Origin of the sequence: Pedobacter jeongneungensis, assembly GCF_000633455.1 — a bacterium.
GTDB lineage: Bacteria > Bacteroidota > Bacteroidia > Sphingobacteriales > Sphingobacteriaceae > Pedobacter > Pedobacter jeongneungensis_A.
Window position 1 is genome coordinate 20,145 of sequence record NZ_AYMG01000018.1, and the last position, 22,049, is coordinate 42,193.

General features: G+C 40.3%; 11 protein-coding genes. 5 read left to right on the top strand and 6 right to left on the bottom strand.

From position 1 onward, the window contains the following. Window positions 1-4: 4 nt before the first annotated feature. Window positions 5-3,112, bottom strand: a complete 3,108-nt coding sequence (locus U859_RS0117615; RefSeq protein ID WP_025144647.1) for a SusC/RagA family TonB-linked outer membrane protein — start codon at window positions 3,110-3,112, stop codon at window positions 5-7. A gap of 574 nt (window positions 3,113-3,686) precedes the next feature. Then, window positions 3,687-6,833 (bottom strand): GH92 family glycosyl hydrolase, encoded by a 3,147-nt coding sequence (locus U859_RS0117620; protein WP_025144648.1) that lies wholly within the window; start codon window positions 6,831-6,833, stop codon window positions 3,687-3,689. A gap of 277 nt (window positions 6,834-7,110) precedes the next feature. Here U859_RS0117620 and U859_RS0117625 point away from each other — a divergent pair, with 277 nt between their 5' ends. Further along, window positions 7,111-8,403, top strand: a complete 1,293-nt coding sequence (locus U859_RS0117625) for an amylo-alpha-1,6-glucosidase (RefSeq protein ID WP_025144649.1) — start codon at window positions 7,111-7,113, stop codon at window positions 8,401-8,403. A gap of 677 nt (window positions 8,404-9,080) precedes the next feature. On the opposite strand, the gene U859_RS0117635 is transcribed toward U859_RS0117625, so the two are convergent. From U859_RS0117635 to U859_RS0117645, 3 genes are all read right to left on the bottom strand, one after another. Further along, window positions 9,081-11,435, bottom strand: a complete 2,355-nt coding sequence (locus tag U859_RS0117635; RefSeq protein WP_025144651.1) for a GH92 family glycosyl hydrolase — start codon at window positions 11,433-11,435, stop codon at window positions 9,081-9,083. Window positions 11,436-11,446: 11 nt separating this feature from the next. Continuing rightward, window positions 11,447-12,850, bottom strand: coding sequence for a sugar porter family MFS transporter (locus U859_RS0117640; protein ID WP_025144652.1), 1,404 nt, complete (start codon window positions 12,848-12,850; stop codon window positions 11,447-11,449). 279 nt (window positions 12,851-13,129) lie between these two features. Further along, window positions 13,130-14,956 carry a class I mannose-6-phosphate isomerase gene (locus U859_RS0117645; protein ID WP_025144653.1) on the bottom strand — a complete coding sequence of 609 codons (1,827 nt, stop codon included), beginning with the start codon at window positions 14,954-14,956 and terminating at the stop codon, window positions 13,130-13,132. Window positions 14,957-15,219: 263 nt separating this feature from the next. Here U859_RS0117645 and U859_RS0117655 point away from each other — a divergent pair, with 263 nt between their 5' ends. Next, the gene (locus tag U859_RS0117655) at window positions 15,220-15,951 is read left to right on the top strand and encodes a GntR family transcriptional regulator (RefSeq protein WP_025144654.1); all 732 of its coding nucleotides are present in this window, start codon (window positions 15,220-15,222) and stop codon (window positions 15,949-15,951) included. A gap of 210 nt (window positions 15,952-16,161) precedes the next feature. Here U859_RS0117655 and U859_RS0117660 read toward each other — a convergent pair whose 3' ends face one another. Then, window positions 16,162-17,097: an ROK family protein gene (locus U859_RS0117660; protein WP_162799981.1), complete on the bottom strand. Its 936-nt coding sequence runs from the start codon at window positions 17,095-17,097 to the stop codon at window positions 16,162-16,164. A gap of 111 nt (window positions 17,098-17,208) precedes the next feature. Between U859_RS0117660 and U859_RS0117665 the strand changes: the two genes are divergently transcribed. Genes U859_RS0117665 through U859_RS0117675 form a run of 3 tightly spaced genes read left to right on the top strand, consistent with a single transcriptional unit; the run spans window position 17,209 to window position 22,043 of the window. Beyond that, the gene (locus U859_RS0117665) at window positions 17,209-17,856 is read left to right on the top strand and encodes an RNA polymerase sigma-70 factor (protein ID WP_162799982.1); all 648 of its coding nucleotides are present in this window, start codon (window positions 17,209-17,211) and stop codon (window positions 17,854-17,856) included. 47 nt (window positions 17,857-17,903) lie between these two features. Continuing rightward, window positions 17,904-18,908, top strand: a complete 1,005-nt coding sequence (locus tag U859_RS0117670) for a FecR family protein (RefSeq protein WP_025144657.1) — start codon at window positions 17,904-17,906, stop codon at window positions 18,906-18,908. Between the two features lie 33 nt (window positions 18,909-18,941). Further along, window positions 18,942-22,043 carry a SusC/RagA family TonB-linked outer membrane protein gene (locus tag U859_RS0117675; protein ID WP_025144658.1) on the top strand — a complete coding sequence of 1,034 codons (3,102 nt, stop codon included), beginning with the start codon at window positions 18,942-18,944 and terminating at the stop codon, window positions 22,041-22,043. Window positions 22,044-22,049: the final 6 nt, after the last annotated feature.

Consider the following 22,049-nt stretch of genomic DNA (forward strand, 5'->3'; position numbering starts at 1 on the left):
CGTATTAAAATAAGACATTAAGGTTAAAACCAAAACTTCTGGTAACCGGCTGGTTAAAAACATCTATACCAGATAAACCATTACCTGTAGACATGGTAACCTCCGGATCGTAAGGTGCTTTTTTGTAGAAGTAGAACAGGTTTCTACCAATTAACGAAAGGCGCATACTTTTAAATGTTCCTTTTAATGGTAAATTATAACCTATTGAAGCTTCGCGCAAACGAACTACGGTAGCGCTATACACATATTCGCCAGTTACACCGTTTCTATCACCTAAGAAAGAATAATAGCTTTGTGGGTTAATGGTAGCTGAAACTGCCTTTCCGCTGGCATCTACACCATCAATTTTAACACCGCCTTGTGCCCTTGCATCACCCGATGCTTTTGAAGCACCAGCCTGGTCCATCAATGCTTCAGTAAGTGAAAGTACCTTGCCTCCAAATTTACCATCTACCAGGAAGCTTAAGCTGAAATCTTTATAATTGAAACTGTTGTTCCAGCCCAACTGGAATTTAGGGTTTGCATTTGCTATCAGACTATAATCTGCACTTTTAACGGGAAAGTAAGGGTTTGCAGTCGATCCGTCACCGCTTAAAATGATGCGGCCATTTGCATCTCTTTGTAGGGTATAACCGTAAATATCACCATAAGATCCTCCTGCGGCTATACGTGAGATATAAGCATTGTTACCTCCACCTGTTAAATCGATCGAGTTTAAACCCTGCGAAGCAGCAACATCAATAATTTTGTTTCTGTTCAGCGATCCGTTGATTGCCGTGTTCCAGTTAAGGCCATCGCCTTTTAGCACATCAGCTCCTAAAGTAAACTGTATACCCTGATTTTGAACATCACCTGCATTTAAGTAACCTGTTGCAACAAGTCCTGATGGTGCTGGTTTAACCGGAATGTACTGGTTTTTGGTGTTTGTTTTGTAATAGGTAAAGCTAAAATTTAAACGGTTGGCCAGAAAACGCATATCAGTACCAATCTCGAAAGATTTTGTTCTTTCAGGTTTTAGCTCAGCAAATGCCCTGTTGGTATTAATGTTAAGTGCACCACCGTTACCCAAAGTATTCTGGATAAAAGTTAAATAAGCTGGCACCGTGTTACCCACCTCAGCATAAGTACCTCTTATTTTGGCATAAGTAATTGCCTCTGGTAGTTTAACCATTTGCGAAACAATAAATGATAAACCTACCGATGGATAGAAATAAGACACATTTGGTGTAAATGACAGGTTTGAAGACCAGTCATTTCTACCTGTTAGCGTTAAAAATGCCCAATCCTTATATGATAAATTCGCGTTTGCAAATACTGCCTGTAATTGACTGTGGTAAGCATCACTCGCTTTCGTGGTGTTCAAAACATCTGAGGTATAGGTACCTGCATTGGCCACGATGGTATTATTCGGTGTGAATAAATCAACAGCACTCAGATCACCTGCTAAAGATAATCCTGTGGTTTTCTGATCGTTAATACTACCACCAATTAATCCATTAATTTTAAAGTCAGATCCTTTCAATGGCACGGTAACATTTAAGATCGCATCAGCATATTTCTGAATAAAAGTTTGGGTGTTCTGAGACAGATATCCTCTTCCGTTTGAGTTAAAGTTTCCGTTTATACCCGAATAACGTCTGTTTTCAAAATCATCAGTAGTACGGTCGATATTTCCCCTAATCTGTAAGTTTAACCATGGGGTAAACTCATATTTCACATTTCCACTTAATAAATAGCGGTTTCTGATGGCTGTATTTGGATTAAGGTTGGTTAAGAACCATGGGTTTTGGTTAATATCTGCAGAGCCACCAAGCCAGTTCTGGCGGGCAGTACCCACATTGCCTGCAAGCAGATAATTGTCTTTATAAGGTGTAATATCAACCCCCCTTGGAAAAAGATATAAGCCAACCAAAGGGTTGTTATACAATCCAATTGATGGACTATTATTTATACGTTGATTGATGTAACTTACATTTCCATCAACCGTTAATTTATTATTTAAAAACTTAGCGGTTTCGCGTAGGTTAATGTTATGTCTGTTTAGTTTGTTCCCTTCCTGTACACCACTTGCATAAGTATTGGCATAAGAAAAATAGGTTTGGGCAATTTCCGAACCGCCAGAAAAATTGATCGAATTGGTGGCGTTTGTCCCGGTTTGAAAAAACTGGTCAAGGTTATCAGTGGTGTTGCTGATAGCGCTTCCCCAGCTATCTCTGGTTGTAGCAGATGCAGGGCCATAACTGTTTTGGAATTCGGGTTTGTAAGCAATTTTATCAAAAGTTAAACTCGATGAAAAACCGATCTGTGTTTTACCGGCTTTACCTTGTTTAGTAGTAATCAGGATTACCCCATTCTGTGCCTGGCTACCGTATAGCGCGGCGGCAGATGCGCCTTCCAACACAGTTAAGCTTTCAATATCATCAGGGTTTAGGTTAGATATTCCATCGCCACCATCCTGGCCACCGCCAAAAACACTGTTTTGTTGTGCATTGGCATTACCGTTATTGCTGATAGGAACCCCGTCAATTACGTATAAAGGCTGGTTATTACCGCTTACCGAACGGCTACCCCTTAAAATTACCTTGGCCGAACCACCAACTCCCGAAGAACTTGGACTAATGGTCATCCCGGCAACTTTACCATTTAACGAATTTACCAGGTTTGGACTTTTAACTTTATTTAGCTCCTCGCCCGATACCTGTTGGGTAGTATAAGTTAACGATTTCTCTGAACGTTTTATACCTAATGCTGTAACTACTACGGTTTCCAGATTTTTAGAGTCAGGGGTTAATGTTACATCAAGTGTACTCTGTGTGCCTACGGTTACCTCTTTGCTCTGGTAACCGATAAAAGAGAATACCAAAACATCGCCAGCTTTGGCCGCAATGCTATACTGTCCTGAAGTATTTGTTTGAGTTCCGCCCTGCGCTCCTTTTATGGTAATGGTAACACCAGGGACTGGATTACCGGTTTCGTCTTTTACCGTTCCTTTAATCGCATCCTGATAAACTGAATGGAAAGAAGCCCGGTTAAAATGATCTGCTGGAGTAGCTGCATACAGACTTGCTGATGCATAAAGCAATAAGCATGTTAGCTGTAGAGATTTTTTCATATTCATTATGAATAATTTTGAATAAGTATTTGGTTAATTGTTTGCCGCCTTCGGGATTTCCTTCCGTCAGGTTTATAGTTAAGAGTATTTTACTTACACAAATTGCCTACAAGGAAAATGAATTATTTTAAAATATTTTTTCGTACTTACTTATCGACTGAAACAGAAATAGATAACGACAATAATTTTAGCCATGGAGGCACTGAAAACACAGAAAATTTTGTCTGTTTCAAATGCGACGGTTAGGTTTAATGAATCGCCATCTCGACTGAAGCGAAGCGAACTGGAGAGATCTTTTAAAAGAGGAGGAGATTAAACCGAGTCCAAAGATTTCTCCACTGCGGTCGAAATGACGATACATCTATTGACTGTATTCACAATAACAACAAAAAATAACCATCCAAAATTACAGAGTTCGCTCAACTGTACTAAGTTGACTTAGGTGGTCAACAAAAATAATGGTGGTAGCTACGGCGTGATAACTCTCAGTTCCGATAAAAAAACTTACCTCTTAAGAAATGGTGTCAGATTTTAACATCTGACACCACGAAAAAAAATGCGGATTAGAAACTTACTAATTAATACCCCAGCTATAATTTGGTTTATTGCCCATAATCAAAGTAAGGTTACCACCTTTTAATAATTCGGAGCTGGAAAAAGAAAAACTATTTAGCACTTTACCGTTAAGGGTTGCACTTTGGATATATTTATTCACCCTTGAGGTGTTTTTAGCCTCGATGGTAAATGATTTACCTCTGCCATATTGGCTACCAAGATTAATTACAACCTTGTTGAATAGAGGACTCCCGACTTCGTATTGTGGATTAGTGCTGCAACCGCCATCTGTTTGAAAAAGACCCAAAGATGCCATCATAAACCAGGCACTCATTTGCCCCTGATCTTCGTCACCTAAATAGGCATTGGCAATGTCAAAACCATAATACCGGTCGATAATTGCCCTGCTCCATTTTTGGGTGAGCCAGGGTTTCTGTACAAAATTGAAAAGAAACGCAAAATGCATCGACTGCTGGTTCCCCTGCATAATCGGATAATCCCAATAGGCATCATTCGGCGCATTAAAACGCCATTTATAACTTTCATTGAAACCCCATTCCAGTCTGTCGGTAAATTTTTTCTTTCCAATAATATTGGCAAGTCCGCGTATATCCTGCGGGACAAAAAAAGTAAGCTGCCAGGCGTTTCCTTCTACATAATGTTCGTTTGCCCCTGATTTAAATGGATCAAAGTTTGGAAACCAGGATCCGTCTGATTTTTTCATTCGGGCAAAACCTGAAGTGGTATCAATCACATTTTTCCACCAATTGCCTCTATCTGCAAATTCTTTATATTCCTTATTTTTTCCTAATGCTTTTGCAAACTGACTTACGGTCCAGTCATCGTAACTATATTCTAAACTATTGCTAAACCGTCCCTTATCATAAGGAACATATTTATGCTCCAGGTAAGGCAACAAATCTTCATTGCCGGCTCTTCCTTTACCAACTGCTGCGGCCGGTTGAGTCTGCATTTTGTACACGGCAGAAAAAGCTTTCTGAGCATCGTAATCGCGGATTCCCATTTGATAAGCGCCAACAATAAGTGGAATTTCGTGCTCTGCAACCATCACCGGAATATATTCCATTCCGGCTGGCCCTTTTGCCAGGTATCCATTTGCATCGTACATGGCCAGTTGCGATTTAACCCACCTGGATGACCATTCGGGCGTTACCAGGTTCCAAAACTGATTTAAATTCCAGAAGGTATTCCAAAAGGCGTCGCAGCCCAAAGCCACATCCTTAACATTGGCGAATTTTCTTTTCTGCTCGGTTGCATCAATCCAGGAGCCATCAGTATCGCTCCAGGTATTCCGGCTGCATAAAGCACGGTACATGTTGTTATAAAACCTTGTTTTCTCACGACTATCATCCGAAGAAACGGCCACTCTGTCCATTAATTTATTCCAGGTGTTCACATGTGCAGCGCGTACCGCATCAAATTTCCAACCGAAAGGTTGTTCTACTTCCTCTTTAAGGTTACGGGCGGCACCTTCAATACTCACCAATGATATGCCCGATCGTGCCTGTACCACATTATTTTCTTTCGTATCAAATTCTGCATACATACCTGCATTATCTACAGCTGCACCTTTTATGCTGCTTCCTGATTGAGCTTTACCGTTAATCCACCCACCAATTTTTTTAATGTCCTGATCAAATTCGATGACAAAATTGACGGTATAATCCTGATCTACTCCGCCAGACCATGCATTTGCGGTCTGTTGTACACTGTAGCCCTCTATCCGGCGTTTATTCACTTTGGTAATCTGAAAACTTTTAATCTTATAATCGTATTCTGCAGGCACCTTTAGGTCGATCATTACCCTTCCATCTTTTGATCTGGGGAAAGTATAACGTTGAAAGCCGCACCTGGTTGTCGAGGTCAGTTCTGCTTTGATACCATATTTTTTGAGCATTACCTTATAGTATCCAATAGGAGCTTCCTCACTGTTTTTATCAATGTCTGATCGGTAACCGTCATTTTGGTTCTCCTGAGAGCCAATCTGATATTTAATTTCACCATTTACCGGCATCATTCCTAAACCCGCCATGGTCCATTCGTGGATATGGCTAAAAGTGCCTATACTTTCTACCGTTGGATCATAACCGGCCATCCAACCCGGATTTTGGTTGTCGGGGCTCAGCTTAACCATACTAAAAGGCATCCATGGACCAGGGGCAATCATCCACCTGGAGTGTGCGGTACCTATTTTAGTGTCAGCATATCCGGCACTGGTCTTCAAAGGTTGATCAGAAACCCATACTACACCCTCTGCTATAGTTTTTCCATCCGATATGACCTGCCAGGTAGCCTTCTCCCGTTTTTTAGTGATAGGCATTGGGGCTTCCAATACATATCTTCCGGTATCGATCTGGCTGCTCAATACATTTTTTCCGTTAATTTTTATGGAAACTGTGGGGTGATTGGCTAAATGTTCAATATCTACCAGCAATGGCTGTATTTTATTTCCATTTTTGGTGAGGGTGTAATTTGCCGCTTTTACATTTCTAACATATAAATCCTTCGATGCCAAAGCATGGATTTCTGCTGGTCCTTCCAGCCTAACATCATCAAACACGAGCCACGAACCTTCCAGTATGGTAAATGTTACCGTATTGCCTCCCGCATGGAGCAAACCAGGCGGAATGTCGATTTTGTAAGGTTCTGCCTTTAAATCATGAGCATCTCCGTTAATTCCGTTGGTTTTTTCATTTTCAGAAAAACGGAATTTAAAATCTTTTCCATTAACCGTTACTTTAAATAGGGGTGGGTTCTTGCCATTATAAGCCAAAATATCAGTAATCAACTGAAATTTTTCTGAAGTTCTAAACGGTTTTAAATCAAAAAGGATATTTAACTGGTGCGAACGGATACCTGAGGTAGGGCCTGTGCCTCCCCAACCATCTGCAGTACCCGGCAATACATAAGGCCAATCAACGGCAGGGGTCGATTTCCCGATCAGGTAATAACGGTCTTCCCAGCCAAAATCGTTCGCTAAAAATTGCTGATAATTGCCTGGAGCCAGCGCAAAACCATCTGTTTTATTGTCTTTTTCTCCTATTTTCCAAACGGTATGACTTTGGGCAATGCTTAAAGCAGGAAAAATTATGGTGAGAATGGTTAGCGATAATAAAAAATTGAGTAAAACTTTAAAATTCTTCATGGTGATTGATCTGATAGGACTTATAATTGATCTGCGCGCTTTAAAATAAATTGATTATGTATGTACAAACATAGCTTGCTATAAGTTAAGATCAAAATTTAAAATGGTTAAAATGAAAATAGGTTTAAAGTGCTTTTATCCAGTTATATAATGAGTGTAAAACATGATTTACACTTCCTGATTACATATCTTTATTGATGAATAAATATTTATTGGGAAATATTTGTAAATTAGATTAATGTGTATATGTTTGTACATATAAATTTGTTAAAGCCACATGAATAAAAATATTGCATTAGCAGCACTGATTGTACTTGGTTCTCAGGGGATATCTTTGGCGCAAGAAACCAGGTTGCCAGCAAAAGAGTATAAAAATGTTCGGCCAGAGGTGATGAACAAGGTTAAAACCATGGCCGAAGAACTGATCAAAAAAGGTTTTACCGCTGGTGATGGTTATGGAGAAGTTTGGATAAGGGATTTAAATACCTTTATCGAGCTCAGCTGTAAGGTGAATGATAAATCGCAGATCAGAAAACACCTGATCACATTTTTTCAGTTTCAGCAGCCAGATGGATCTATTTTGGATGGTTACATTCCATCAGAGAAAGCAGGCACTGAAGGTAAATTTTACAAATCTGATTTGGTTCCCGGGTTTCTTGGGCACAAAAATACGGTAGAAACCGATCAGGAAACTTCTTTGATTCAGGCCATTGCAAAATATATCCGCATAACAGGGGATAAAACCATCTTAAACGATAAAGTTGCGGGTTTAACGGTTAAAAATCAGATGGAAAGGGCGATGGATTTTCTGATGAAGGAACGGTTTAATGAGAAATATGGCTTAATTTGGGGTGCAACCACTGCCGATTGGGGCGATGTACAGCCAGAACAGGGATGGGGAGTGGTGATAGATGAAAATACTCACCGGGCAATTGATATTTATGATAATGCCATGTTTTTAATCGCTATGGAAGATTTTATGGCTGTTGGAGATTTAAGTGCCGATCAGACCCGTAAATGGAAAGGGATTTACAAGAATGTGCGTCAAAATATCAACAAATATCTATGGGATGATCAAGCACAGAAATATATTCCGCATGTTTATTTAAATGGTTCGCCCTTTCCGGCATCGTTTGACGAATCAAAAGTATATTATCATGGTGGTACAGCCGTTGCCATTGAAGCTGGCTTGTTAACCAAAAAACAGGTAAAGGAAGCTTATCAAAAGATGCAGCAAAATGTTAAAGACGCCCATGCAGCAACTATCGGCCTTACACTTTACCCGGTTTATCCGGCAGGTACCTTTCAAAATAAGGTAATGGGGCCATATTCTTACCAGAATGGAGGCGATTGGACCTGGTTTGGGGGTAGGATGGTTACCCAGCTTATCCGATATAATTTATTGGCAGAAGCGAAGGAAGCACTGGATCCGATGTTGGCCAGGGTAATCAGTAACAATGGTTTTTACGAATGGTACACACCCGATAATAAACCAAAAGGTTCTTCAAGTTTTAGAGGTGAAGCCGGCGTATTGTGGACGGCTATTAATGAGCTGGAGAAGAAGAAGTAGGGTAGGGTTGAAATTCGGTTTTTGCGTTACACATTAAACACACACATAATAAAAAGGGTAATAAACAATGCGTTTACTACCCTTTTTTATTGATAAAATTCCTGCCTTCCGTGTTGACATAACTTTTAAGGGACTATGCTAACTTGCTTTCAAATAAGACAATCCTTACCGAAGCACGTCCGTCAATCCCAAGGGCCAGGAGAATCAAAAAACAGTAACACAACAGTACAAATGGCACTAACAAACCTGAAATGCAGTGGTTTTGTGTTCATAAACGATGATTTAATTTTAAAAAATATTGAACACAAAACAAAGTGCCGCTGTTTTTTTGATGTGTATGGGGTTTGTGTAAAAGGCCCCTTGCCGGATTGACAAAGCGCTTTGGGTACTTTGGCGCACCAAAGTACCATGCCCCCGCGGCATAGAGCGGTAGAAAAATCTTTATAATTAATTTTCTCCATACGATAGCACCAGCACGGAAACGACGGCTGATCTTTGGAGGGTTTGTCATTCTGAACACAGTGAAGAATCTCAAACCGATGAAATAGGGACTTCCGATTTGCTTCAGGTCAAAGTAAGATGGAGCATTAAAGTATAAAGTTAATTACAAACAGATTCTTCGCTGCGCTCAGAATGACAGAATAAATGGAATGGTCCGATACCCATTATTTTACTCATCAATACTCATCTTTAGGCATTTTCCCCATTTGGATCAACAATTTCCCGCCATTTTGAATATCCTTAAGTTTCATAAAAGGCGTTTTTAATGCATTACCATTAAGTGAAAATGACTCCACATAACTATTATCCTTGTTGTTATTAATGGTTTCGATTTCGAAATCCTTTCCGCTAAAATATTTTTTATTGCCTTTAATCCTGATGGTGTTAAAAACCGGAGCCGATAGCCCGATTTCAGGCGAAGCATCAGTAAAACCCTTTACATCAAAAATGCCCATCGAAGCCATTACATACCAGGCCCCAAGCTGGCCCTGATCTTCATCCTGCCCATAGCCGTAACCGTGTATGCCTTCTGTGCCATAAAAATCATCCAAAATTTTTCTCACCCATTTTTGGGTAAGCGATGGTTTCCCAGCGTAATTGAACAGCCATGAAATGTGTAAATTGGGTTGATTGCCATGATTATATAGGCTCTCCAATCCGGAAAAGGCATCGATTGTTGTGCCGCCGCCAAATTTATTTTTTTCAGATACAGTGAAAATGCTATCGAGCCTTTTATTAAAATCGTCTTTACCAATGGCCGATATTAAACCCATCGGGTTTTGAGGGACATAGAAAGTGTACTGCCATGCATTTCCTTCCTGAAAACCTCTCCATGCGGCTTTGGGATTAAAATCGGAAATAAATTTTCCTTGCTCATCCTTAGGCCTGATGAATTTGGAGCCAGGATCAAAAATGGTTTTCCATGCATTTGAAAGTGCTGTTAAACGGTTATAATCTGCTGTTTTGTTCAACAGTTTTGCCCATTGGCCTACAGCGTAACAACTAAAGGCATATTCGAGCGTGTGCGAAGCCGAAAATTTCCAGTTTTCATCTGCCCCGGTACCCTGATCTAAATGATTTACATAGCCATATTTTAAAAACCTTTGTAAATCCGGTTTCCCGGCACCAAATGGCCGTTTTTTAAAATCTAATTCATTTTTAAGTGCTGCTTCATAACCCGTTTTTACATCAAAATCGCGAATGCCCGAATTATAAGCCGATGCGATGGCCAAACTCACAAAGTTTGTACCTACGCCTGATACATAGCGGCTATTGGCTATGCCATCAGCAAGCCAGCCTGAATCTTTATACACCAATAACTGACTTTTAACCCAATCCGAATAATATTCGGGATAGGCGATGGCCCAAAGCTGTGTTAAATTCCAGAAAGCACCCCAAATCGCGTCGGTATTATAGTGGTTATGTAAGGGTACATTATTTTTATCGAGTGGAATTCTCCCGATTCCGCCATCGTTTTTGGGGTAAGCACCATTTACATCGCTTGCTAAACCACGACCAGATAATGCATGATATAAGCCGGTATAAAATTTCGTCAGATCTTGTTTGTTTTCTGAAGTCACCCTGATTCTGCCAAGGTAGCTTGCCCAGGTATTCAATGCCTGTTCTTTGGCCTGGTCGAATGAGAGATGAGCTGCTTCCTGCTTTAAATTTAGCCTGGCGTTTTCAATTGAAGTGTAGGAGAGTCCAGCTTTTAAGGTAATGCTTTCTTTTTCTTCAGTGGAAAAAGTGAGGTACAAACCTGCGCCTTTACCACTAGTACTTTTTTTGCTCTTTGAAATGTTTTCTCCATTAAAAGTGCCGAAAGCAGTGGGTTTTTTACTTGCTACCGCCGAAAAGTACATTTTTACATCGGCACCCGGCTGATATTTCTGAACATAAACCGGCTGCGTAATCACATATCCTTCAATTCTCCCATCTGGAGTGAGGTAAACTTTTGCATCAGTCACTTCGCCACTCTCACCCTGTTGGTGCCCGATATCAAAAATGATATTGGCCTGTTTCGATTTCGGAAAGGTATAGCGATGAAAAGCCACTCTTTTGGTCGAAGTGAGTTCGGCTTTAATCTTATAATCTTTTAACAGTACCGAATAATAACCCGGCATGGCTATTTCATCCTGGTGATCGAAAGTGGAACGGTAACCTGTTTCAGGCTTTTCTAAACTTCCGGCCAGTGTTTGCAGTTTTCCCACTGACGGGGCAAAAACTACTCCTCCTATTTGAAATTCATGAAAATTAGCAAAACCTTCTATCGAAGTATGCCTCTGGTCGTAGCCTACCGCTTCCCAACCACTTTTATTGCCATACGATCCATTGGTTGATGGTGCTGGTTTGGCCATTCCGAAGGGTACAGCTCCTGGCGTAAAATAAAACCAGCGGCTGTGTGCCGTGCCAATGCGCGGATCTGCATAAGCCAATAAATCACGGTCGGACTGTGCTTTTACCCGACTGAAAAATAAAGTGGTCAGCAATAAAATGGCAAACTTAATCCTGATGTTCGATGTCATATCCATAAATCCATTTGTTAATGAAAAAGTACTGGTTTATCAGCACCATCTTTCCAGTCGTTTTCTATTTGTTCAAGCGATTTTCCCTTAGTTTCGGGCAGTAGTTTATAAACGGCAATAAATGCTACGATACAGAAAAAGGCGAAAAACCAAAAAGTACCCGCACTGCCAATCTCATTTAACAAAATAGGAGTAATCTGCCCTACAATGGTATCGGCCACCCACATTACCATAATGCTAATGGCCAGGGCTCTTCCACGTATGGCGCCAGGAAATATCTCTGATGCCACTACAAATTTTAATGGTCCGATTGAGCAGGCAAAACAGGCCAAAAATGCCAATACACACACTAAAAGCCAAATGCTTGAAGTGGCATTAAAATAGAAACAGATACCCGTAAGGATCAATGAAATTGCAGCTCCTGCAGTGCCGTAGAGATAAAGTGGTCTTCTGCCCCAGCTATCTACTTTCCAGATGGCAAACAGGGTGAAAATCATATTGGCTAAACCAAAAATGATCTGACTGATCAGCGAATTGCTTAACGAAATGCCCGCATTACCGAGTATTCTTGGTCCATAATATATAATGGCATTAATGCCGCTAAATTGAGAGAATAGAGGCAATAAAATGCCGATTAATAATGCTTTACGCATAGATGGAGCAAATAACTCTTTATAAGAGCTTTTAGAACTGTTGTTTTCCGTTGTAAATCGTTCTTGATGAATCTCGTGCAATGTTTGCCCGGTAATGCTGCTGATAATTAAAGCGCCTTCTGCTGTCCGGCCTTTTTGTATCAACCACCTCGGGCTCTCCGGAATGAGCAATAAGCCAAGTAAAAACAGAACTGCAGGCAATACGCCCATGCCCAGCATGCCCCGCCAAACTTCCTGGTTAAATATGCTGCTTAAAGCTGAAGTGTCAACATGTTGTGTTAAAGCCCCGTTTAACAAAGCCGCATTACTTAGGTAAGCAACCAGGATACCAAACGTAAGCGCAAACTGGTAGTAAGTGACCAATCTGCCCCTGATTTGTGCCGGAGCAATTTCTGAGATATAAAGAGGTACCACATTTGAAGCGATACCAATGCCAATGCCGCCCAAAACCCGAAAAGCAATAACACCAGAGAGGTTAGGGAATAATGCACAGCCCATAGCAGACGCCACAAAGAGAACAGCGGTTAAAATCAATGGTTTTTTCCTGCCGAATCTATCACTCAGTTCGCCTGAAAGGGCTACGCCAATAATACAGCCGACCAGAGCAGAAGATACGAACCATCCTTCCTGCGATGCACTTAAAGCAAATTGCTTTTGTACCAGGGGTAAAACCCCGGATATAACGGCCATGTCAAAGCCGAATAAAAAGCCACCCAAAGATGCTACAAGTGTTATTAAAAGCACACTGGTTTTTTTTTGCTTACTCATAATTTATAATTTGGTTAAATATCTATTATTTGTGTTTAGCCACGGATGTATTTCGTGGTGTCAGTTGTTTCCAACTGACGCTTTAATAAGTTTTCCTTCAAAATGGAAAATACCTGAGCGTATTATAGACTGATCAGGCTTAACCGCAGATGTATACAGATGAACACGGATGAGATATTGGCTATCTGCGTTGATCCTTTTTTTATCTGTGGTTAATAATTATGTTTTAGCCACAGATGTACACAGATAAACACGGGTTTTGAATCTTCTGTGTGCATTTTACAGCGCCTCAAAATTCAGTTCATCTCTTACAAATGCCTTAATTACTTTGGCTCTGTTAGTACCAGCGTTAATCAGGGTGTAACTTTCGGCTGCGGCAGGAATTACAAAAGTTTCGGCATAGTGAAAATCAGTAATCTGGCCATCTCTGTTTTTTACTTTGATGGCTGTACCTTCTACCAACATTAATATATGGCAAACATCGTTTGTTTTTACCGTAATCTCCGTATCAAACTCCAGCCGGTGGACATCATAAAAATGTTCCTGATGGGTTGGAAGGTGGATTAACTCCCAATCTGACCCTCTTTCGATCACCGATGGTTTGGAAATTAATTCTTCAATAACGGCATTCCCTTTTCTATTGAAATTTAAGTTTTTAAAAGCATGTTCAATATTAATGGGCCGCGGCTGGCCATCTAATCCCAAACGGAGCCAATCGTACATTTTAAAGGTAAAGATGTAGGGTGTTGCACTAATCTCGAGTACTAAGTTATTGGCTCCGGCACTATGCACAGTGCTATTTGGAATTAAAAAAAGGTCATGTTTCTTCGCATCGTGTACCTGCACATATTTTTCGATGTCTATCTCCTGACTTAACTGCTGGCTTTTAATTAATGCCTTATTAAATTCAATCGGATTAATATCTTCCTGGAAACCCAGGTAAACTTTAGCATCCTCTTTACAGTCCAAAATATAGTAGGTTTCATCCTGGGTAATGTTTTCACCAAATTCTTCCCTAATGTATTTTAACGATGGGTGGCATTGAACAGAAAGATTCCCTCCATCCATGGTATCCAGAAAATCAAACCTGATGGGAAATTCGGTCCCGAAAATTGGTGCATGTTTGCCCAGTACCGATTGATTTTCGGTTAACATTAAAAAATCAAAAGCAACTTCAAGCAGGTTGCCATTACTTTCGAAAACAATGCCGTTTTCAGGTACAATCAGCTCGAAAGACCAGGCATAGTTTACTTCTTTTTTATTAAGACCTTCAATGTTTTCCTGTAGCCAGTGTCCGCCCCATGCACCGGCTTCAAACCATGGCCTCACGCGGAATATGGATTGGCTGATGTGTTTTAAGCCTTTTTTTAAGTCATTTGCAGTAATCCAGTTTATAGATGATTTATGCTGCACATCGGCAACCAGACTGATCCGATTTAAAATTTCAGCTTTATGTTCATTGAGTACCACCCAGTCTACGAAATAAAATCTTTTGTACATCTCAAAATCACTTTTCGGACCATCTGCTCCAAGGTTGTTAACCGAATTGGCACGCATGCGGTACTGGATTTCGTTTTTAGGGATTTCGAGGTAAATGATGGGGGCGTTCCAGTTGATTAGCGCGGCACCTATTCCTATTACAATGTTTACTTCATATTGAGCATCAGGCTGAATAGAATGATACCCGCTGATAAAAAAATCTTCGATTTTGAGCGTGGATTTTTTGCCCCAAACGCTTTTAGGTCCTCCCAGAAAAGGATTAACCAGCTGTGATAGCTCATCGGTATTTTTCAGATATTCTGATGATCGGATCCAGTTAACTTTTACATTCTTTTTCTCAAACTCCTGTTGCAAAAGCAATTCTACCTCTTGCCAAAAAACGCCTATGTAACCATCAATAATTACCGTTTCCTGCTCAATAATCCACGATGCCAGTGACGGATAACCATTAAATATTTTGTTGCTGCCTAAAGGGTGTACAGGATATAGGTTATAGCCATTTTCGGGTTGATTAAAATGATCAATCTTTTCTGGCAAAATTCTTTCACCGCTTTTTCTCCATTTATTAATTACGGGTGTTTCCTGAACGTTATTTTTTACTTCCATAAATTGGACAATATCATTGTTTTATAACAAATGTATATATGTATGTACATATATCCTAATATTTTAAAATAATTCTTATTTTCTGTTTCAATAAGGCTTGGATTTAGATTAATCCAATTATTTCCAGGAGAAGTGATCTGAAAATATCATTTTACTTTAAAGGCTATATGCATACATAATGTTTCTGTTTGTAAGTGCTTTTTTTATCTTTGCTAGGATGCATTTCGCATTTCTTGTTGCCTAAAGAGATGCATGATAAAAAAATGAAATTTTCAATTGATCACAAAAGCCCTGTGCCTTTACATATTCAGGCAGAAGAATTATTGCGGAACCTGATTAAAGATCCTGAATATGCCACCAAATTTCTACCAAATGAGGTGGATATGGCTAAACAGCTGGCTATATCCAGAACCACGCTTAGGCAGGCATTGAATAAATTGGTTTATGAAGGTTTGCTGATCCGCAAAAAAGGCATTGGGACTAAAGTTGCAGAGGTTTCGGTGAGCTCTAAAGCAACTAACTGGTTAAGTTTCTCGCAAGAAATGCAGGCACGTGGCATTCCTGTCAAAAATTTCGAACTTCACATCAGCTGGGTATTACCTGATGAAAAACTGGCTCATTTTTTTGATATTGCTACTGATAAAAAAGTGTTGAAGTTAGAGCGTTTAAGAGGAAAAGCTGAAGGAGCTTTTGTTTATTTCATCTCTTATTTTCATCCACGGATAGGGCTTAGCGGTGATGAGGATTTTAAACGGCCGCTGTACGAAATTTTGGAGAAAGACCATTCCGTTATTGCCAACTTATCAAAAGAAGAAATAAGTGCCAAAGCTGCTGATAAATTTATTGCTTCAAAACTCGATGTAGAGACCGGGAGCCCGCTGCTTTTTAGAAAACGTTATGTTTTCGACCAGGGAGACAGGCCCATCGAATATAATTTAGGCTATTATCTTGCCGATAGTTTTATATATACGGTAGAGAGCAGGCGTGATGCGTAATTAATGATAAAAGAATCTTTAACAAGACTATAATAGACAAAAGACATTAGTGCGATCGTCATTCCCGCGCAGGCGGGAATCTTAATGTCATATGCTTTAAGATTCCCAATCAAAGTTGGGAATGACGTATCGCAGAGGAGCTAGTATAATATACTTACCTGTAAATAATATTGATTTATAAAATAAATTAACGCTCAGGCCTGTGCTTCATTATAATTTTTCAACGGTTTCTTTTGGCTGTACCGCCCAGCATCCTGCAGCACCAACAAGTGCAGCATCTTCATTTAGCTGAGAAATGTGTATAGGGGAGGCGATGCCTTGCGATTGAAGGTATTTAACCACACCAGGAATAAAACGACTGGAAGCATTGGCAATATTACCACCGATTATAATGGCTTCTGCTACATTATCCTGTTGAAAATCTTTTAAAAAAAGGCCAAGGTTTTGGCTAAATTCGGTAAATATTTTCCGTACGGTCGGGCTCTCATCGTAAAGTAAGGTAAGTTCGCGAACATTTAAAATATTTAATCCGGTAAGCTCGTAATAGCGTTTCAAAAACCAGCGTGTAGAAAGGTAATCTTCAGTAATGCCATCCAAAAATGGCGCACACCACAAATTGGCATCGATAATTTTTCCTTTTGAACAAATTGCGCTTCCTAAGCCAGTGCCTAGTGTAATCCCGATCAGGTTACTATAGTTACGGGCTTCGCCGGCAAAAACTTCTCCCGCTAAAAAACAGGAGGCATCGTTACTCATTAAAATTTCATTGCTGCTGATCTGCAGTTCGCTTGCCAGCATGTCTTTTACATTGAGGCCATAAAATGCAGCGTATTTATCATTCCCGGCGATATAAGAAATACCATTTTCGTAATCGAACGGCCCGGGCATGGCAATACCCAAACGGCCAATCTGGATGTCAACCTTTTTATAGGCTGCTTTAATGGTGGTACACCAGGTTTTTATAATTTGTTCGGTTGTGCCATGTGAGTTTACACGATCGCGGGTATAAGAGTTTTTAAGGATATTACGCTGCTGCATATCGATTACGGCCGCGGTAATGTGCGAACCGCCAATATCAATGCCCAGTACATAATTGATTTTATTCATCGTTTCAGCTTCAATAGATCTATAAATGGCTTGTGCCATCAACATGGCACTAAAAGAAGAATCCTTTTTTTTGTCAAATTGCCTACAGCGGCAAGATTTTTTTATGAAATATTTTTTATTACCTTACATTTGATTCAAAAACTAACCAAGTTGAAAGCAGTCAAGCTAGATCTAGTCGTTTTATGGAAGAAGATTTGTCTCGAAGATGATATAACGTCCTTTGAGCAGCTTTATCGTTTTCTGTATGGCAGGCTGCTTAAATTCTCCGTTTATTATGTAACCGATAAGCAGGCTGCGGAAGATATCGTTACCGAAGTATTTGTTAAATGCTGGGAAAACCGGAAGGAAAGTACCCATGTACTCAACCCTGAAAGTTATTTCTTTATTGCGGTAAAAAATCAATCACTTAAATACCTTAAAAAAAATTCGTCGGTTACGTTTATCGATTTAGTTGATGCCGGAGATGATGTTTCGGTGAATATGCATACGCCCGAATACCTGATTGAAACCAAAGAACTTCACCGTCAGCTTGATAAAGCCATAGCAGGTTTGGCACCTCAGGCCGCCACGGTTTTCAGATTGATCAAAGAAAGCGGAATGAAATACAAAGAAGTAGCCGAGCTGCTGGATATTTCACCACGAACGGTGCAGACACAGTTGTTCAGGGCTATTGCCAAACTCCGCGTGATCCTGCAGCCTTTAAATATAAAAGATAAGGGCACAGATGAAAAAATGATTGGAAAAATCATCTCTCTGGTTATCTTAGTAGGTACTTTATCTTTTTTTTATTTTTTGTAGGCAATTTTCTCATAAAAAGGAACATATCATAAAGGACGGAAACTCAAATGACAGATCAAAGATTTACAGAATTGCTTGGAAAACAATTGGCCGGAGAAATTTCGCCGGATGAATCTGTTGAGCTTAAATCCATTTTGGCCGATCATCCGGCACTTAAGCAGGAGCATGATGTGTTGCAAGCCTATTTTGAGGCCGAACCTGTTGAAAATGAAAATATTAATCCCATTTTCGAACGGATCAAAGCGCAGATTAAAGTTCCTGAGCAACCGGTTTTAACGATTAATAAAAATAAATCTTTTGGTATATGGTTAAAAATTGCCGCCGTTCTGGCTATCGCTTTGGCTGCGGTATTGATTTATAACCGTCAAACCATTTTCTCCCCGCAACCTGATTTATTAAACGTACAAACTAAAGCTTCCGAAGTTAAAACCATCGTATTGGCCGATGGCTCTACCGTAAAAATCAATGCGGGCAGTAGCTTAAAATATCCGGCACAGTTTAAAAATAATACCAGAGAGGTGTACCTGTCGGGCGAGGCCTTTTTTGAGGTACAAAAAGACGCCGCACATCCATTTATTGTACATACCGAACAGTTAGCCGTAAAAGTGCTGGGTACCCAATTTGATGTGAAAGCCTATAAAAACGACACTTTTACCGAAACCTCTTTGATCAGGGGAAAGGTATCGGTATCGCTTAAAAATAATAGCGACCAAACTTTTATTTTAAAACCGAATGATAAATTTACTTTATCCAACGGTAAAGGAAGTATAAGCCAGCTAACCGTTTTTAACGGGACCGGGGCCGATAAAGTAATCGAAACCGCCTGGCTCAACCACGAACTCATTTTTAAAAACAACCGTTTTGATGAAGTGGCTAAACTTTTTGAACGCTGGTACGGTGTAAAAGTAAACTTTAAAGAACCCGATCTTAAAACAGTAGAATTTACCGCACATTTCGGGAAAGAAAGCCTTACCGAAGCCTTAAACGTGTTAAAACTCATCGAAAACTTCAATTATTCGGTAAAGGGCAAAAATGTGTATATCTATCGTTAGCACACAACACTTTAGCCATGTATATTTGTTGCCATGAATTTTGTGCAGCGGATCATATTGTTAATTGGATTAATTTTTCCGCTGTGTGTACATGCGCAAACCAAAGTAAGCCTAAATTTCAACGAAGCCAGTTTCGAACAGGTAATCGAAAGTATACAGCAACAAACTGTTTATCATTTTGCCTACAGCGAATCCAAAATTCCCAAACACCGCGTATCGGTTAAAGTAGAAGACGAAGAAGCCTTAAAAGTAATCGAACAGTTGCTGCTGAACAGTGGTTTTACTTATTCGGTACTGCCCAACAACCTGATTGTAATCAGAAAAAATGTTGAAGGTAAATTGACTGCTGATAGCGTACATCTTTTAAAAGAGGTAGTGATTACAGCGCTGGGTATCGAAAAAGATAATCGAAAAGTAGGTTATGCCTTAACAACTATAAAAGGTTCTTCCATTGCAAAGGCCAGGGAAAGCAATATGATTATGGCCTTGCAGGGCAGGGTAGCAGGACTTAACATTACCGGTGTAAACGGTGGGCCCGGATCTGCTGCACGGGTACTGATCCGTGGGGTTTCGAGCATGACTGCCGCCTCTCCATTGTTTATTGTGAATGGTGTACCCATTGATAACAGCATCAGGGGCAGTGCAAATGAGTATGGGGGGGCTGATTATGGTGATGGCATCAGCAACATCAATCCAGATGATATTGAAACCATTACGATATTGAAAGGCTCTGCTGCTTCGGCACTATATGGTGCAAGGGCTGCCAATGGCGTGATCCTCATTAACCTGAAAAGTGGAGGAGAAAATGCGAGGGCCAAACTGGAATATAATACCAATTTGTCTTTTGATGTTCCCGTAAATACTACCGATTTTCAATATACCTATGGTCAGGGGGCGCAGAATAAACGGCCTACCGATCAATATAATGCCATTTCGACCAGTTTATTGAGCTGGGGAGAAGTAATGGACGGAAAGCCAAGTCTACAGGTGGATGGTACTATGCGTCCTTATGCTCCCATTAAAAACAATATTCAAACTTTCTACCGCACAGCTCCGGCTTTTATTAATACGTTATCGCTTGTTGGCGGCAATAACCAGAATAATTATCGGGTTTCGGCCTCCAATTTAGATTACAGTTCGTTACTGAGCAATAGTGCTTTAAACCGTAAAACCTTTAATTTTTATGGTACGTTAGCTTTAAGTAATAAGCTATCGCTTAGCCTCACCGGAAATTATATTTACGAAAATAATAAGAACAAAAGCTATTTGAGCGACGGGCCACTGAATGCCAATTACGGAATTTCGGCCTTGGCTACAAGTTTGGATCAATCGATCCTGGCACCCGGTTTTGATGCAGAAACGGGTTTCGAAACCCGTTGGAATCCGGATGAATATAAAACCAATCCATACTTTTTAATGAATAAACAGGCTGATTATGCTACCAGGAATCGTTATATCACCTCGGCAGTATTAAAATATCAGCTGGCCAGTTGGGCATCGCTTCAAGGTAGAATTGGTTACGATTCAAGCAAAGATGAGGTGGTGAGTATTTTGCCTACCGGAACGGCTTTTTCGGTTAACAGACAGGGCGGAATAAATGCCTACAATCAAAATCATACTTCAGAACTGAACAGCGATATTTTATTGAGCGCCACACACGATCTCAGTAATAAACTAAGCTTCGAACTTTCTTTGGGTGCAAATTACCGCAATAGGAGGGGTACAAATGAAAAACTTGTTGGCTCACAGTTTAAAATTCCTTACCTGTACGTTCCGGAAAACCTCATCACCAGTACAAAAACGCTGGGCGTATCGAGAATAGTAACCGAATCTGCTTATTACACCGCTGACCTTAGTTATAAACGTTTTCTTAATTTCTCGGTTACGGGCCGTTATGATATTTATTCAACCCTGCCTGCTAATAACCGCGGCATATTTGTACCTGGCATATCTGGCAGTTTTATCTTTTCTGATCTTTTGAAAATAAAAGGGCTGGATTTTGGTAAGTTAAGGCTCGATTTTGCCAAAACCAGCGGCGAACCTATTGTACCCTACAGCACGCAGATTTATTATACCGTAGATAATCAGGTAAATGGTGTTCCGGTAGGCGGTTTTTCAGGTGATTTGCCCAATTACAATTTAAAACCTTTCACGTTGAACGAAATTGAGGCTGGCCTTGATCTTAAGCTTTTCAACAGCCGTTTGGATATCGATTTTACCTATTTTAACCGCCTTACCCACAACGAAATTATCAATGCCAAGCAGTCGGTTACCACTGGTTTTACTTCCGCCTATGTTAACCTGGGTGAGACCCGAAATACAGGGATAGAGCTGGCTTTGGGTTATACACCGATCCTCACCCAAAATGCAAAATGGCAGGTTAACCTGAACATGACCAAGGTGAAAAATACACTGCTCTCCATCGATGGCAATAGCAACTATACACTAACAGGCACTTACCGGCCTTTAAATGCCAATACAGCGCTGGTGGTAGGCAAACCGATTACGCAGATTATGGCTTACGATTATTTACGCGATGCCAATGGAAATGTAATCATCGGATCAGATGGCATACCCAAACGGGGTAATTTTATCCCTATGGGCGGTACCATGCCCACTTTATATGGAGGCATTACCAACAGTTTTAATTACAAGCAGTTTAGTTTCTCTTTTTTGATCGATTACCGTTTTGGCAATAAAATCTTATCAGCAACGGCTTATTATAGTTATGTACAGGGTTTAAATAAAGCCACTTTGGTAGACCGGGAAACCGGCATCGTGGCTGATGGCGTATTGGAGAATGGACAAAAAAATACCATTAATGTACCTGCTTATGCCTATTATCCCGTGTTGGCCACCAATATTTCGGCATTATCGGTGCTCAACGGCAGTTTTATTAAGTTAAGGCAGGCCACATTAGGTTATACTGTAAATCCGCGTTATTTAAAAAGAACTCCTTTTAGCAGCATAGGGATTGATCTGGTCGCGCGAAATCTGCTTACTTTGCTTAAATACAGTGAAAATGTAGACCCTGAATCGGAGTTTTCGCCCACATTGGGTTATGCCGGGATAGAGGGGGCTTCGTTGCCTGCAACGCGGACATTTGGGATCAATTTTAACTTTAAATTTAAATAGGTGCTG